The following is a 14077-nucleotide window of genomic DNA, read 5'->3' on the forward strand; positions in this document are numbered from 1 at the left end:
CCCCTCCCGACCCCGATCACCCCAGGAGTCCCCTCATGTCCGTCGTCCTCGTCGTCAACAGCGGATCGTCGTCGTTCAAGTACCAGCTCATCGAGATGACCACCGAGGAGACCCTCGCCAGCGGCCTCGTCGAGCGGATCGGCGAGGACACCGGCCGCACGAAGCACACCCGCGACGGGGAGGCCTTCGAGATCGAGGGGCCGATCCCCGACCACACCGCCGGCTTCGACGCGATGATCCGCGCGTTCGGCGAGCACGGCCCGAGCCTCGACGAGTTCCCTCCCGTCGCCGTGGGCCACCGCGTCGTGCACGGCGGCAAGCGCTTCTTCGAGCCCACCGTCGTCACCGACCTGGTCAAGATCAACATCGAGGACCTCGCCGACCTCGCCCCGCTGCACAACCCCGCCAACCTCGAGGGCATCGAGGCGGCGCAGAAGGCCTTCCCGGACGTCCCGCACGTCGCCGTCTTCGACACCGCCTTCCACCACACGATCCCGGCCGCGGCGTCGACCTACGCGCTGCCCGCCGAGCTCGCCGAGAAGCACCGCGTCCGCCGCTACGGCTTCCACGGCACCTCGCACAAGTTCGTCTCGGAGGCCGCCGCCGCCTATCTCGGCCGCCGCCGCTCCGACCTGAAGACGATCGTCCTGCACCTGGGCAACGGAGCGTCCGCCTGCGCGGTCGACGGCGGCGTCTCCGTCGAGACCTCGATGGGCATGACCCCGCTCGAGGGCCTGGTGATGGGCACCCGCTCCGGCGACCTCGACCCGGCCGTCGTCTTCCACCTCGCCCGCAAGGCGGGCCTCTCGATCGACGAGCTCGACACCCTCCTCAACCGCCGAAGCGGCCTCCTCGGCCTCACGGGTCGCGGCGACATGCGCGACGTCCAGGAGGCGGCCGAGGCCGGCGACGAGCAGGCGCGCGCCGGACTCGAGGTCTACTACCACCGCCTCCGCCACTACATCGGCGCCTTCTACGCCCAGCTGGGCCGCGTCGACGCCGTGGTGTTCACGGCCGGAGTCGGCGAGAACGTCGCCGCCGTCCGCGCCGGCGCCCTCCGCGGCCTCGAGGGCCTGGGCATCGAGCTCGACCCCGAGCGCAACACGTCCTCCGACCGCGGCGCCCGCCGCATCTCCACCGACGACTCCCGCGTCGCCGTCCTCGTCATCCCCACGAACGAGGAGCTGGAGATCGCCCGGCAGTCCTTGTCGGTCGTGTAGCGGCGGAGCCGCGACACGACTCGCGGCCGGCTTCCAGGGGTGGTGGCTCCCGTGGAGCGGGTCCTGTCGGGCTGCCCTCAATCGCTCGCACGCGGCGGTGCTTGCTCGTCGTGCAGCGGTGACCCGCTGCACGACCGCGGTCGGCTTCTCGTGGGCCTGCATCGCGCAGAGCCGGGTACGTCGGGCTGCCCTGAATCGCTGGCACGCGGCGGTGCTCGCTCGTCGTGCAGCGGTGGCCCGCTGCACGACCGCGGTCGGCTTCTCGTGGGCCTGCGTTGCGCAGAGCGGGTCTTGTCGGGCTGCCCTGAATCGCTCGCACGCGATTCCGGGTCGCGGCCCTCTGCCGAACACGCGGCGACCCTCGCTGGTCGAGTAGCCGCGGGACGCGGCGTGGCGAGAGCCACCGAGTACGAGGGGGATCTCGATGCGCCCGCTGTGCAGGCTGCTCCATCGGCAGGAGCCGGCCGAGGAGCCCCGGCTCAGGGCAGCAGGCGCGCCTCGCCCGCGTAGAGGTTGAAGCCGGAGCCGCGGCTGAAGCCGATCAGGGTGAGGCCGGAGTCGCGAGCCAGGTCCACCGCCAGCGACGACGGGGCACCGACCGCGGCGAGCAGGGGGATGCCGGCCATCACGGCCTTCTGCACCAGCTCGAACGAGGCGCGCCCCGACACCTGCAGCAGCGTCCCCCGCAACGGCAGCCGCCCCTCCCGGAGCCCCCAGCCGACCACCTTGTCCACGGCGTTGTGCCGCCCGACATCCTCTCGGAGCACCAGCAGCGAGCCGTCCGCGTCGAACAGCCCGGCCGCGTGGACGCCGCCCGTCCGCTCGAACACCGCCTGCGCCTCGCGGAGCCGATCGGGGAGCGAGACCAGCAGCTCCCGCTCGACCCGCAGGTCGTCCTCCGCGACGCTCCACGCCGAGTCGGTGGCGACCGCCTCGAGCGACGCGAGCCCGCACACTCCGCACGAGCTCGTCGTGTAGACCGACCGCTCGCGCTCGAGCAGCACGGCCTCCCGCCCGCCGCGGACGCTCGCGTCGACCACGTTGTACGTGTTCTCGCCCGGACCGGAGCCGCTCGCGCAGTAGCGCATCGCCGCCAGCTGCTCCGACTCGGTGAGCACCCCCTCGGACACCAGGAATCCCGCGACCAGGTCGAAGTCGTCGCCGGGTGTGCGCATGGTCACGCTGAAGCGCCGTCCGCCGACGCGGATCTCGAGCGGCTCTTCGACGGCCAGGACGTCCTCGCGGCGTCGGGGCGGATCGCCGGCGCGGACGGCGGTCAGGCGGGTGCGGGCGACACTGCGGCTCATGGGTCTCCTCAGGCGGTGGAGGTCATCCTCCCACCGGGAACCGGGAGCGATGCCGGGGTACGGACGTACGATGCAGGAATGGTCGATGACGCCGAGCCCCGCGAGAGTCCGATCGACGAGAGCCGCCTCTCCGTCCGGTCGCCGAAGAGACGCGCCGTCGGGATCCCCGGCGTCGCCCACGCCCTCGAGGTCTCGCTCAAGCAGATGGGCCCGGTGCGCAGCGCCGAGACGCTCCTGCGGGTGAACCAGAAGACCGGATTCGACTGCCCGGGCTGCGCCTGGCCGGAGGGCGACAAGCGCCACGTCGCCGAGTTCTGCGAGAACGGAGCGAAGGCGGTCGCCGAGGAGGCCACGCTCCGCACCGTCACATCGGCGTTCTTCGCCGCGCACCCCGTCGCGGAGCTGGAGGAGTGGGACGACTTCGCGCTCGGCCAGCAGGGCAGGCTCACGGAGCCGATGCTGCTCGAGGAGGGCGCGACGCACTACCGGCCGGTGGGCTGGGATGAGGCGCTCGACCTCGTGGCCGAGGAGCTGCGCGCCTGCGCGAGCCCCGACGAGGCGATCTTCTACACGTCCGGTCGGACCTCGAACGAGTCGGCCTTCGTCTACCAGCTGATGGTCCGCGGCTTCGGCACGAACAACCTGCCCGACTGCTCGAACATGTGCCACGAGTCCAGCGGATCCGCCCTCACCGAGACGATCGGGATCGGCAAGGGCTCGGTGAGCCTGCGCGACGTGGAGCGGGCACCGCTGATCATCGTCGCCGGCCAGAACCCCGGAACGAACCACCCGCGGATGCTGACCGCGCTGGAGCGCGCCAAGCGCGCCGGCGGCACCATCGTGGCCGTGAATCCGCTGCCGGAGGCGGGGCTGCTCCGCTTCCAGAACCCGCAGACCGTCCGCGGCACCCTGGGCGACGGCACGGCCCTCGCCGACCACTTCCTCCAGGTCCGGCTGGGCGGCGACCAGGCCCTGTTCCAGGGTCTGGGCAAGGCGCTGCTCGAGGCGGAGGAGGCGCGCGGCGACGTCTTCGACCACGCCTTCATCCGCGAGAGCACCGGCGGCCTCGCCGAGTACCTCCACGGGCTGCGGGAGGTCCAGTGGGACGAGATCGAGCGGGCGAGCGGGATCGACGAGACGCGCATCCGCACCGTCGCCGAGCTGATCGCGGCGTCCGAGGGCACCGTCGTCTGCTGGGCGATGGGCCTCACGCAGCACGCGCACTCGGTCGCGACGCTCAAGGACGTCGTCAACGTGCTCCTGCTCACCGGCAACATCGGCAAGCCCGGCGCGGGCGTCTGCCCGGTGCGCGGCCACTCGAACGTGCAGGGCGACCGCACGATGGGCATCTTCGAGCGGATGCCGGACTCCTTCCACGACGCGCTCGACCGCGAGTTCTCCTTCTCCTCCCCGCGCGTGCACGGGACGGACACGGTCGCCGCGATCCGGGCGATGCGCGACGGGAAGGCCCGCGTGTTCATGGGGCTCGGCGGCAACTTCGCCCGGGCGACGCCCGACAGCGGAGTGACGGAGGCGGCGATGCGCTCGCTCGCCCTCACCGTGCACGTCTCGACCAAGCTCAACCGCTCGCACGTGGTCACCGGCCGGCGCGCGCTGATCCTGCCCACCCTCGGCCGCACCGACTCCGACGTGCAGCGCTCGGGCGAGCAGCGGGTCACGGTCGAGGACTCGATGAGCGCCGTGCACGCCTCCCGGGGCCGCCTGCGCCCACCGAGCCCGGGCCTGCGCTCGGAGGTGGCGATCCTCACGGGGATCGCGGAGCGGCTGCTCGAGGGCCGCGAGAACGTCCCCCGGGTCGACTGGGCGGGACTGCGCGACGACTACCGCCGCATCCGCTCGCACATCGCCAACTTCGTCCCCGGTTTCGACGGCTTCGAGGCCCGGATCGACGTGCCCGGCGGCTTCGTCCTCCCGCACCCGCCGCGCGACGCGCGCCGCTTCGACACCCCCTCCGGCCTGGCCCGCTTCACCGCGAATCCGCTCGAGTACCCGCGGGTGCCGGAGGGCAGGCTGCTGCTGCAGACGCTGCGCTCGCACGACCAGTTCAACACCACGATCTACGGCAAGGACGACCGCTACCGCGGGATCCACGACGGCCGCCGGGTGGTGTTCGTCCACGCCGACGACGTCGCCGAGCTGGGCTTCGCGGACGGCGCGATGGTCGACCTGGTCTCGGAGTGGCCCGACGGCGTCGAGCGGCGGGCGGAGGCGTTCCGCGTCGTGGCGTACGACACGCCCCGCGGCTGCGCGGCCGCCTACTACCCGGAGACGAACGTCCTCGTGCCGCTGGACTCGACCGCGAAGATCAGCAACACGCCTACCTCGAAGTCGGTCGTGATCCGCCTCGAACCGGCGGCGTAGGCCTCACCAGGGCAGCGGCAGCAGGCGCACGGAGTCGCCCGCTGCCGCTCCCGGTGCGGGCACGACGGCGACGGCCTCCGAGGCGGCGAGACCGGTGAGCATGTGCGAGCGGATGCCCGCGGAGGCCCGCCAGCCGTCCTCTCCGGAGGAGACGGGCACGAGCACCGTGGCCCCCGCGCGCCCGAGCGGCTCGGCGAGCACGCCCCGCCCGAGGAGTCGGGCAGCGGCGCCCGACGCCGCGTCGAGGGCCGGCGGCAGGAAGGAGAGCGCCGCGAGGAGTGCGGCGAGCGGATTGCCCGGCAGCGCGATCACCAGCGTCCCGCCCGGCAGCAGCGCAGCCATGGTCGGGTGGCCGGGGCGCATGCCGACTCCGTCGACGAGGACGCGCGCGCCCACCGCATCGAGGGCGCGACGGACCGCGTCCACCCGGGAGCGCCCGGTCCCGCCCGTCGAGAGGAGGATCGGCGCCGTGCCCGCCAGCAGCGTCCGGGCGATCGCGTCCTCGTCGTCGCCGCGGCGCACGACCTCTCCCACGGCTCCGCCCGAGAGCTCGACCAGCGCGGGCAGCAGCGGCGTGAACGCGTCGCGCACCCGTCCGGCGGGCGGCATCCCCTCGGTGTCGACCTCGTCCCCCGTGAGGAGCAGGTCGACCGCGGCGGGCGGGCGGACGTCGAGCGCGTCGACCCCGGCGACCGCGAGCAGGGCGAGGTGCGCGGGAGTGAGGCGGGTCCGGGCATCGACCAGCACGGCTCCGCGGGCGGCCTCGTCGCCCGCGCGCCGGACGTGGCGGCCGGGCGGGAGGGGCGCCCGCGCCGTGAGCAGGTCGTCGCGGACCGCGCCCTGCTCGGACGGCAGCACCGCGTCGCTCCAGTCGGGCACGGCGGCTCCGGTGACGATCGGCGCGGCGGTGCCGTCCTCGAGCGGCCAGGGCCCGGGTCCGCGCACGGCCCAGCCGTCCATGGCCGAGGAGTCGTAGTGGGGGAGCGGCCGGGCGGCGGTGACGGCGCGGTCGAGGACGGCTCCGCGGGCGTCGAGGAGGGGGACGGTCGAGACGCCGGAGCGCGCCACCGCTTCGCCGACGATCCGCCTGGCCTCGTCCCAGTCGGTCGCCTCGTGCCCGTGCGCGCTCATCCCGTCCATTCTCCCGGGGCTCGGGGCGGGCCCTGGGCAGGACCCGCCCCGTCGGTCATCCCAGGTAGCCGTTCGGGTTCAGCACGAACTTCTTCGCGGCGCCCTTGTCGAAGTCGGCGTAGCCGCGGGGAGCGTCGTCCAGGCTGATCGCGGTGGCCTGGACCGCGTCGGCGATGTGGACCCGGTCGTGCAGGATCGCCATCATCAGCTGCCGGTTGTACTTCATGACCGGGCACTGGCCCGTGGTGAAGGACAGCGACTTCGCCCAGCCGAGCCCGAGGCGGATCGACAGCGATCCCTCCTGGGCCGCCTCGTCGACTCCGCCCGGGTCGCCCGTGACGTAGAGGCCCGGGATGCCGAGGGCGCCGCCCGCCGCGGTGATCGACATCAGCGAGTTCAGCACCGTCGCCGGCGCCTCCTTCCCCGAGTCGGCGCCGTTGCCGTGCGCCTCGAAGCCGACGGCGTCCACTCCGCAGTCGACCTCGGGCACGCCGAGGATCTGCTCGATCTGGCCGGCCGGATCGCCCTTCGAGACGTCGACCGTCTCGCAGCCGAAGGAGCGCGCCTGCGCCAGACGCTCCTCGTTGAGGTCCGCGACGATCACGACGGCCGCTCCGAGCAGCTGCGCTCCGACCGCCGCGGCGAGTCCGACCGGTCCCGCTCCTGCGACGTAGACCGTGGAGCCGACGCCGACCCCGGCGGTCACCGCGCCGTGGAAGCCCGTCGGGAAGATGTCCGAGAGCATCGTCAGATCGAGGATCTTCTCGAGCGCCTGATCGCGGTCCGGGAACACCAGGAGGTTCCAGTCGGCGTAGGGGACCATCACGTATTCGGCCTGCCCGCCGACCCAGCCGCCCATGTCGACGTAGCCGTACGCGCTGCCCGGGCGGTCCGGATTCACGTTGAGGCAGATGCCGGTCTTGCGCTCCTTGCAGTTGCGGCAGCGGCCGCAGGCGATGTTGAACGGCACGGACACGATGTCGCCGACCTTGACGAACTCGACGTCGGGGCCGACCTCCACGACCTCGCCGGTGATCTCGTGGCCGAGCACGAGGTCCGACGGAGCGGTGGTGCGGCCGCGGACCATGTGCTGGTCCGAGCCGCAGATGTTGGTGGAGACGGTGCGGAGGATGGCGCCGTGCGGCAGCTTCCGCCCGATGTTCGCCGGATTGACGCCGGGTCCGTCCTTCAGCTCGAAGGTGGGGTAGTCGATGTCGATGACCTCGACGACTCCGGGGGACTTGTAGGCGACGGCTCTGTTGCCTGACATGCGGGGCTCCTTCAGATGGACGACCGCGGCGCAGTCGGCCGCGGGAGTCCTGCGCCGCTCTCGGTCCGAGCCGCGGCACCGGGACTCGGGGGAACCGTACGGCGTCGACCTGGTGCCGGATCGAGGCCGGTGGAGTAGCGTCTCAGGAGGCGTGCGGACGCTCGTCCACCGCCCGGTGCGAGGCCGCGAGCGCCGCGTCGAGCGCGTCCCGTCCGCCCCCGGCCAGGCCCGCCGCGTAGCCCGCGAGGAACGTGGTCAGCGGAGCCGCCGGCCGGACCACTCCGTGCGCTGCGCGACCGGCGAGGGCGAGCAGGGCGTCCGGGTCCACCGGGACCTCGCCGAGGCCGAGCGCGGAGCACAGCTCGGCCCACCAGCCGGCGAGCACCTCCTCGGTGGGGCGGGCGCCGTCGGAGGCGGAGGGGCGGGGGCCGGTCGTGTCGTCCATCCGCTCAGTCTGCGCCGCGCGGGCCCGGCAGGTCGATCCCGTGCCGGAGCGCGTCGGCGGGCGCGTCGACGTCGTCGGTCGTCCCTCCGGGCACCGTCACGAGCCGCGGGGGAAGGTCCCGGAGGAGGGCGCGCACCGAGGCGCCGTCGGGATCGCCGAGCGCGGTGAGCGCTTCGACGAGGGCCGCTCGCCGGTGCACGCCGAGGAGCTGCTGGGCTCGGCCGCTCGCGTCGACGGCCAGGAGGGAGGCCTCGACGGCGCTCGATGCGACCTCGAGCAGGGTGTGCACGGCGGGAGCGGGGGCGACGAGATCGGCGGCGAGCACGACGACCCAGTCCGGAGCGCCCGGGCGGTCGAGCAGGGGCAGCGCGGCGGCCAGGCCCGCGACCGGGCCGCCGAACGGCGGATCCTCCTGGACGAGCTCGGCGCCGTCGACAGCCGGTGCGAGCGACGACGGTCCGGCCACGATCCTCCGCTCGGCTCCGCGCACGGCTGCGAGGGCGGTGCCGAGGAGCGTCGACTCGCGGTGCCGGAGGAGCGGCTTGACCGCGCCGCCGAGGCGGGAAGCGCGTCCGCCGGCGAGCACGACCGCGTCGAAGCGGGGGAGCGGAGGCGGCGGGAGCACGGGACCGAGGCTACGCGCGCTCGGAGGTCCGCCGTCCCGGCTCCGGTGTCGGAGGTCGCGGCTACTCTTGTCGGGTGGTAGCAGCCCTGTATCGCCGGTACCGGCCCGAGACGTTCGCCGAGATGATCGGCCAGTCCCAGGTGACGGATCCGCTCATGACGGCGCTCCGCACCAACCGCGTCAACCACGCCTACCTCTTCAGCGGCCCCCGCGGCTGCGGCAAGACCACCTCGGCGCGCATCCTCGCCCGCTGCCTCAACTGCGCGACGGGCCCGACCGACACCCCCTGCGGCGTCTGCGACAGCTGCGTCGAGCTCAGCCGCGAGGGCCAGGGCTCGCTCGACGTGGTCGAGATCGACGCGGCGAGCCACAACGGGGTCGACGACGCGCGCGATCTGCGCGAGCGCGCCATCTTCGCCCCGGCGCGCGACCGCTTCAAGATCTTCATCCTCGACGAGGCGCACATGGTCACGCCGCAGGGCTTCAACGCGCTGCTCAAGATCGTGGAGGAGCCGCCGGAGCACGTGAAGTTCATCTTCGCGACCACGGAGCCGGACAAGGTCATCGGCACGATCCGCTCGCGCACGCACCACTACCCGTTCCGGCTCGTCCCGCCGGCGCAGATGCTCGACTACACGCAGGAGCTCTGCGAGCGCGAGGGCGTGCACGTGGCGGCCGGCGTGCTGCCGCTCGTGGTCCGCGCGGGCGGCGGGTCCGTCCGCGACACGCTCTCCCTGCTCGACCAGCTGATGGCCGGCTCCGAGGCCGAGACGGTCGAGTACGAGCGGGCCGTCGCCCTCCTCGGCTACACCCACGGCGCCCTGCTCGACGAGGTGGTCGACGCGCTCGCCGAGCACGACTCCGCCGAGGCGTTCGGAGCGGTCGACCGCGTCATCCAGACGGGGCAGGACCCGCGCCGCTTCGTCGAGGACCTGCTCGAGAAGCTCCGCGACCTGATCGTCGTCGCGGCGACCGGGGGAGCGGCCTCGGCCGTGCTCCGCGGCGTCTCGCAGGACGAGCTCGACCGCATGGCCGGCCAGTCGCGCGCGCTCGGCCTGGCCGAGCTCTCGCGCATCGCCGACGTGGTCAACGAGGCCCTCACCGAGATGACCGGTGCGACCTCGCCGCGCCTGCACCTCGAGCTGATGATCGCCCGCACCCTGGTGCACGGCACCGGCGCCGGCATCGCGCCCGCTGCGGCCCAGGAGGAGCGCCCGCGGCACGTGGCCGCGTCGCGCGAGTCCGCGGCGCCCGCCCCGCGGTCGTCCGAGGCGTCGCGCGCGTCCGAGCCGTCCCGTGCGCCCGAGCCCCACCACGCCTCGCACGCCGCCGCTCCCGGCTCGGTGCCCGAGTCCATCGCGGCCGCTCCGCGCACCGAGGCGCCGGTGACGGCGTCCGCACCGGTCGCTGCGCCGCCGGTGAAGGCGCCCGACGAGACGGCGGCCGCCCCGGAGGCGGACGAGTCCGCGCCGGCCGAGTCAGGACGCCCCCGCGCGACGACCGCCGCGGCGGCTCGTCCGGAGCCGGTCGAGCAGGAGCCGTCGGATCAGGCCGCTGCGTCCACTGAGGCGGCCGCTGCCTCCGCACCCGCTGCGGCCGCGGGCGACGCACCCGCCGACGGCGCGGTCACCCTCCAGCGGATGAAGGACACCTGGCCCGAGATCCTCGAGGTCGTGCAGAAGGCGAAGATGACCGCCTGGCTGGTGGCCTACACCGCCCAGGTGCGCGCCCTCAAGGACGACGTGCTGACCCTCTCGTTCCCGAGCCAGAACGACGTCGAGTCGTTCAAGATGCCGGGAACCGCTGGCCAGCCCGGAGTCAGCGAGTACCTGCGTCAGGCGATCCAGCAGGTCCTCGGCCTGCGGGTGAAGTACATCGCCCGTGTCGAGCCTCGCGCCGCCGCCCCGGAGGCCGAGCGCGCCGCCGTCGAGGCGACCGCCGCGCCCGCTCCGGCTGCGCCGATCCCGGCCGCGACCGGCTCCGACGGCTGGGCCACGGTGGCGATCCCCGCCGATCCGACCCCTGCGGCCGAGGCGGCTGCTCCCTCCGCTCCGGTGGAGGCCCCCGCCGCGGCCGCCGAGCCGGTGCCCGCCGCTCCCCTCGCCGCCGCTGAAGCCGCTCCCGCCGGCGACGAGCCCCCGTTCGACGAGGAGCCGCCGGAGGAGGACATGCCGCCGGTCGAGCCGCCGATGCCCGACTCCTGGGCGACCGTCGCACCTCCCGGCGAGCCCGCCGCCGCGCCCGAGCCCGCCGCCCCGCCGCGGCCCGCACCCGTCGCCGAGCGTCCGGCTCCCGCCGCGCGCCCGGTCACCCGCACGACCCGCTCGGCGACCGCCGATGGCCGTCAGCGCTACGGCGAGGCGGTCGTCCGCGAGATCCTCGGCGCCCAGTTCATCGAGGAGCAGCCCCACACGCCGCGCGGCCCCCGCGTGACCGGCGCGTGAGACCCCGCCGCTCCTCCGCCGCCCGCACCGCCACCCCCGTCCGCCCCACCCGAGAGGAGGCGACCGCATGTACGAAGGCATCGTCCAGGAGCTGATCGACGAGCTCGGCCGGCTCCCCGGCATCGGCCCGAAGTCCGCCCAGCGCATCGCGTTCCACATCCTGCAGACAGAGACGTTCGACGTCACCCGGCTCGCCGAGATCCTGCTCGAGCTGCGCGGCCGTGTGCACTTCTGCGACATCTGCGGGAACGTGGCGGAGGAGGCGACCTGCGGGATCTGCCGCGATCCGCGCCGCAGCCGCGCCGTCATCTGCGTCGTGGAGGAGGCGAAGGACGTCCCGGCGATCGAGCGCACCCGCGAGTTCCGCGGGCTCTACCACGTGCTCGGCGGCGCGATCAGCCCGATCGACGGCATCGGCCCGGATCAGCTCCGCATCCGCCAGCTGCTGCAGCGGCTCGCGGACGGCGAGGTGCAGGAGGTCATCATCGCGACCGACCCGAACCTCGAGGGCGAGGCGACGGCGACCTACCTCTCGCGCATGCTCAGCACCCTCGGCATCCGCATCACCCGCCTGGCCTCCGGGCTGCCCGTCGGCGGAGACCTCGAGTACGCCGACGAGATCACCCTCGGCCGCGCCTTCGAGGGCCGCCGGCTCGTCGAGAACTGACGCGGCCGCCGGAGTCGCATGACCGCTCCGGCATGCGGTCGACCGGTAGACTCGCCCGTCGGGTCGCGACGGCGGTCCAGCCACCGACACGGGAGCAGCACGTGAGCCTGATCGTCCAGAAGTTCGGCGGGTCCTCCGTCGCCGACGCGGAGAGCATCAAGCGGGTCGCGAAGCGGATCGTCGCCACCAAGCAGGCGGGCAACGACGTGGTCGTCGCCGTCTCGGCCATGGGCGACACCACCGACGACCTGCTCGAGCTCGCCCACCAGGTCACGCCCATCCCCGCCCCCCGCGAGCTCGACATGCTGCTCTCCTCGGGCGAGCGCATCTCGATGGCGCTGCTGGCGATGGCGATCAAGAGCATGGGCTTCGAGGCCCGCTCCTTCACCGGCAGCCAGGCCGGCATGATCACGGACGCGCAGCACGGCGCCGCCCGTATCGTCGACATCACCCCGGTCCGCCTCCGCGAGGCGCTCGACGAGAACGCCGTCGTCATCGTCGCGGGCTTCCAGGGCTTCAACCGCGACACGAAGGACATCACCACCCTCGGCCGCGGCGGCTCCGACACCACCGCCGTCGCGCTCGCCGCGGGACTCGGCGCCGACACCTGCGAGATCTACACCGACGTCGACGGCGTCTTCACCGCCGACCCGCGGGTCGTCAAGAAGGCCCGCAAGCTCGACCGCATCACCAGCGAGGAGATGCTCGAGCTGGCCGCCGCGGGAGCGAAGGTGCTGCACATCCGCGCCGTCGAGTTCGCCCGCCGCCACGGAGTCACGCTCCACGTGCGCTCCTCCTTCAGCCCCAACGAGGGCACCATCGTCTACAACGCCGAGACCTCCGGCGCCGAGCAGAACGGACAAGCCGTGGAAGAGCCCATCATCGCCGGAGTCGCCGCCGACCTGAACGAGGCGAAGATCACCGTCGTCGGAGTCCCCGACATCCCGGGCAAGGCCGCGCAGATCTTCACGATCGTGGCGAAGACCGGCTCCAACATCGACATGATCGTGCAGAACGTGTCGGCTGCGGCGACCGCGCGCACCGACATCTCGTTCACCCTGCCCAAGGCCGACGGCCAGACGGTCCTCATGGCTCTCAACGCCGAGAAGGACGAGGTCGGCTTCGAGTCCCTGCAGTACGACGACCAGATCGCCAAGCTCGCGCTCGTGGGCGCCGGGATGCGCACCAACGCCGGCGTCTCCGCGAAGCTGTTCCGCTCCCTCTACGAGGCCGGGATCAACATCGAGATGATCTCCACCAGCGAGATCCGCATCTCGGTCGTCACCCGCGCCGACACCGTGAACGAGGCCCTGCGCGTCGTGCACACCGCCTTCGGGCTCGACGCCGAGGACGAGGCCGTCGTCTACGCCGGCACCGGTCGCTGACGGCCGGACACCCTCGCGATCCGGCCGTTCCTCCCGAGCGGCCGGAGCGACCGGTACCCTCTCCCTCGATCCCCCCGCCACGAGCGGCCCGCGCGCCGCACGGACGAAAGAGCACAGCATGAGCAGCACCCCCCTCCACGTGGGCGTCGTCGGCGCGACCGGCCAGGTCGGGAAGGTGATGCGCCGCCTCCTCGAGGAGCGCGACTTCCCGATCGCGTCCATCCGCTTCTTCGCCACCGCCCGCTCGGCGGGCACGACGCTGCCGTTCCGCGGCGAGGACGTCGTGGTCGAGGACGTGGAGACCGCCGATCCGTCGGGGCTCGACATCGCCCTGTTCTCGGCCGGAGCCACGGGCTCGCGCGCGCAGGCGCCCCGCTTCGCCGCGGCCGGCGTCACCGTGATCGACAACTCCAGCGCCTGGCGGATGGACCCCGAGGTCCCGCTGGTCGTCAGCGAGGTGAACCCCCACGCCATCGACCAGGCGGTCAAGGGCATCATCGCCAACCCCAACTGCACCACGATGGCCGCGATGCCGATCCTCAAGGTCCTCGACCGCGAGGCGGGGCTCACGCGCCTGATCGTCAGCACCTACCAGGCCGTGTCCGGCAGCGGACTGGCCGGAGCGAACGAGCTGGCCGGCCAGGTCCGCGCCGCCGTCGCCGACGAGCACCTGCTCGACCTGGTGCACGACGGCTCGGCGGTCGACTTCCCCGCGCCGGACAAGTACGTCGCCCCGATCGCCTTCGACGTCATCCCCTTCGCGGGGAGCCTGGTCGAGGACGGCTCGAACGAGACCGACGAGGAGAAGAAGCTCCGCAACGAGAGCCGCCGCATCCTCGAGCTCCCGGAGCTGCTGGTCTCGGGCACCTGCGTGCGCGTCCCCGTGTTCACCGGCCACTCGCTCTCCGTCAACGCAGAGTTCGCCTCCGCCCTCAGCCCCGAGCGTGCTCGCGAGCTGCTGGCCGACGCGCCCGGCGTCGTGCTGCGCGAGGTGCCGACTCCGCTGGAGGCCGCGGGCAAGGACCCGAGCTTCGTCGGCCGCATCCGCGCCGACGAGGGTGCTCCGGAGGGACGCGGCCTCGCGCTCTTCATCAGCAACGACAACCTCCGCAAGGGCGCGGCCCTGAACGCCGTGCAGATCGCCGAGCTCATCGCGGCGAAGCAGCCCGTCTCCTGACCTCCGTGGACGGGGCCGGCGCCG

Annotated in this window: 11 protein-coding genes; 6 read left to right on the forward strand and 5 right to left on the reverse strand. The window is 73.4% G+C overall.

Features of this window, described 5'->3' with window-relative positions; translation table 11 throughout:
* The first annotated feature begins 35 nt into the window (after positions 1-35).
* Complete coding sequence (locus tag C5C39_RS06045; protein ID WP_104352897.1) at positions 36-1220, forward strand: acetate/propionate family kinase; 1185 nt, start codon at positions 36-38, stop codon at positions 1218-1220.
* 479 nt (positions 1221-1699) lie between these two features.
* Here the strand turns inward: C5C39_RS06045 and fdhD are convergent, their stop codons facing one another.
* Positions 1700-2527, reverse strand: a complete 828-nt coding sequence (fdhD, locus tag C5C39_RS06050) for a formate dehydrogenase accessory sulfurtransferase FdhD (protein WP_104352898.1) — start codon at positions 2525-2527, stop codon at positions 1700-1702.
* A 78-nt stretch (positions 2528-2605) separates the two neighbouring features.
* Here fdhD and C5C39_RS06055 point away from each other — a divergent pair, with 78 nt between their 5' ends.
* Positions 2606-4909: an FdhF/YdeP family oxidoreductase gene (locus tag C5C39_RS06055; RefSeq protein ID WP_104352899.1), complete on the forward strand. Its 2304-nt coding sequence runs from the start codon at positions 2606-2608 to the stop codon at positions 4907-4909.
* A gap of 3 nt (positions 4910-4912) precedes the next feature.
* Here the strand turns inward: C5C39_RS06055 and C5C39_RS06060 are convergent, their stop codons facing one another.
* The 4 genes from C5C39_RS06060 to C5C39_RS06075 form a co-directional block, all read right to left on the reverse strand.
* Complete coding sequence (locus tag C5C39_RS06060; RefSeq protein ID WP_181136333.1) at positions 4913-6040, reverse strand: molybdopterin molybdotransferase MoeA; 1128 nt, start codon at positions 6038-6040, stop codon at positions 4913-4915.
* Positions 6041-6095: 55 nt separating this feature from the next.
* The gene (gene fdhA, locus C5C39_RS06065) at positions 6096-7310 is read right to left on the reverse strand and encodes a formaldehyde dehydrogenase, glutathione-independent (protein ID WP_104225123.1); all 1215 of its coding nucleotides are present in this window, start codon (positions 7308-7310) and stop codon (positions 6096-6098) included.
* Positions 7311-7452: 142 nt separating this feature from the next.
* Positions 7453-7755, reverse strand: coding sequence for a DUF6457 domain-containing protein (locus C5C39_RS06070; RefSeq protein WP_219812223.1), 303 nt, complete (start codon positions 7753-7755; stop codon positions 7453-7455).
* A gap of 4 nt (positions 7756-7759) precedes the next feature.
* Entirely contained in the window at positions 7760-8380 is a 621-nt protein-coding gene (locus C5C39_RS06075; protein ID WP_258075783.1) for a molybdenum cofactor guanylyltransferase, read from the reverse strand.
* A 74-nt stretch (positions 8381-8454) separates the two neighbouring features.
* Here C5C39_RS06075 and C5C39_RS06080 point away from each other — a divergent pair, with 74 nt between their 5' ends.
* The 4 genes from C5C39_RS06080 (at position 8455) to C5C39_RS06095 (ending at position 14053) form a co-directional block, all read left to right on the forward strand.
* Positions 8455-10824 (forward strand): DNA polymerase III subunit gamma and tau, encoded by a 2370-nt coding sequence (locus C5C39_RS06080; RefSeq protein ID WP_104352901.1) that lies wholly within the window; start codon positions 8455-8457, stop codon positions 10822-10824.
* A 67-nt stretch (positions 10825-10891) separates the two neighbouring features.
* Complete coding sequence (gene recR, locus C5C39_RS06085) at positions 10892-11491, forward strand: recombination mediator RecR (protein WP_104222157.1); 600 nt, start codon at positions 10892-10894, stop codon at positions 11489-11491.
* Positions 11492-11592: 101 nt separating this feature from the next.
* A complete protein-coding gene (locus C5C39_RS06090) occupies positions 11593-12876 on the forward strand; it encodes an aspartate kinase (protein ID WP_104260372.1) in 1284 nt (427 codons plus the stop codon).
* A gap of 118 nt (positions 12877-12994) precedes the next feature.
* Positions 12995-14053 carry an aspartate-semialdehyde dehydrogenase gene (locus tag C5C39_RS06095; protein ID WP_104227259.1) on the forward strand — a complete coding sequence of 353 codons (1059 nt, stop codon included), beginning with the start codon at positions 12995-12997 and terminating at the stop codon, positions 14051-14053.
* Positions 14054-14077 lie beyond the last annotated feature (24 nt).

Source organism: Rathayibacter sp. AY1F3 (genome assembly GCF_002931975.1).
Classification (GTDB): Bacteria; Actinomycetota; Actinomycetes; order Actinomycetales; family Microbacteriaceae; genus Rathayibacter.

Coding starts and splice junctions, on each gene's coding strand:
- C5C39_RS06045 (WP_104352897.1), top strand. CDS start 36: ATGTCCGTCGTCCTCGTCGTCAACAGCGGATCGTCGTCGTTCAAGTAC.
- fdhD (WP_104352898.1), bottom strand. CDS start 2,527: ATGAGCCGCAGTGTCGCCCGCACCCGCCTGACCGCCGTCCGCGCCGGC.
- C5C39_RS06055 (WP_104352899.1), top strand. CDS start 2,606: ATGGTCGATGACGCCGAGCCCCGCGAGAGTCCGATCGACGAGAGCCGC.
- C5C39_RS06060 (WP_181136333.1), bottom strand. CDS start 6,040: ATGAGCGCGCACGGGCACGAGGCGACCGACTGGGACGAGGCCAGGCGG.
- fdhA (WP_104225123.1), bottom strand. CDS start 7,310: ATGTCAGGCAACAGAGCCGTCGCCTACAAGTCCCCCGGAGTCGTCGAG.
- C5C39_RS06070 (WP_219812223.1), bottom strand. CDS start 7,755: ATGGACGACACGACCGGCCCCCGCCCCTCCGCCTCCGACGGCGCCCGC.
- recR (WP_104222157.1), top strand. CDS start 10,892: ATGTACGAAGGCATCGTCCAGGAGCTGATCGACGAGCTCGGCCGGCTC.
- C5C39_RS06095 (WP_104227259.1), top strand. CDS start 12,995: ATGAGCAGCACCCCCCTCCACGTGGGCGTCGTCGGCGCGACCGGCCAG.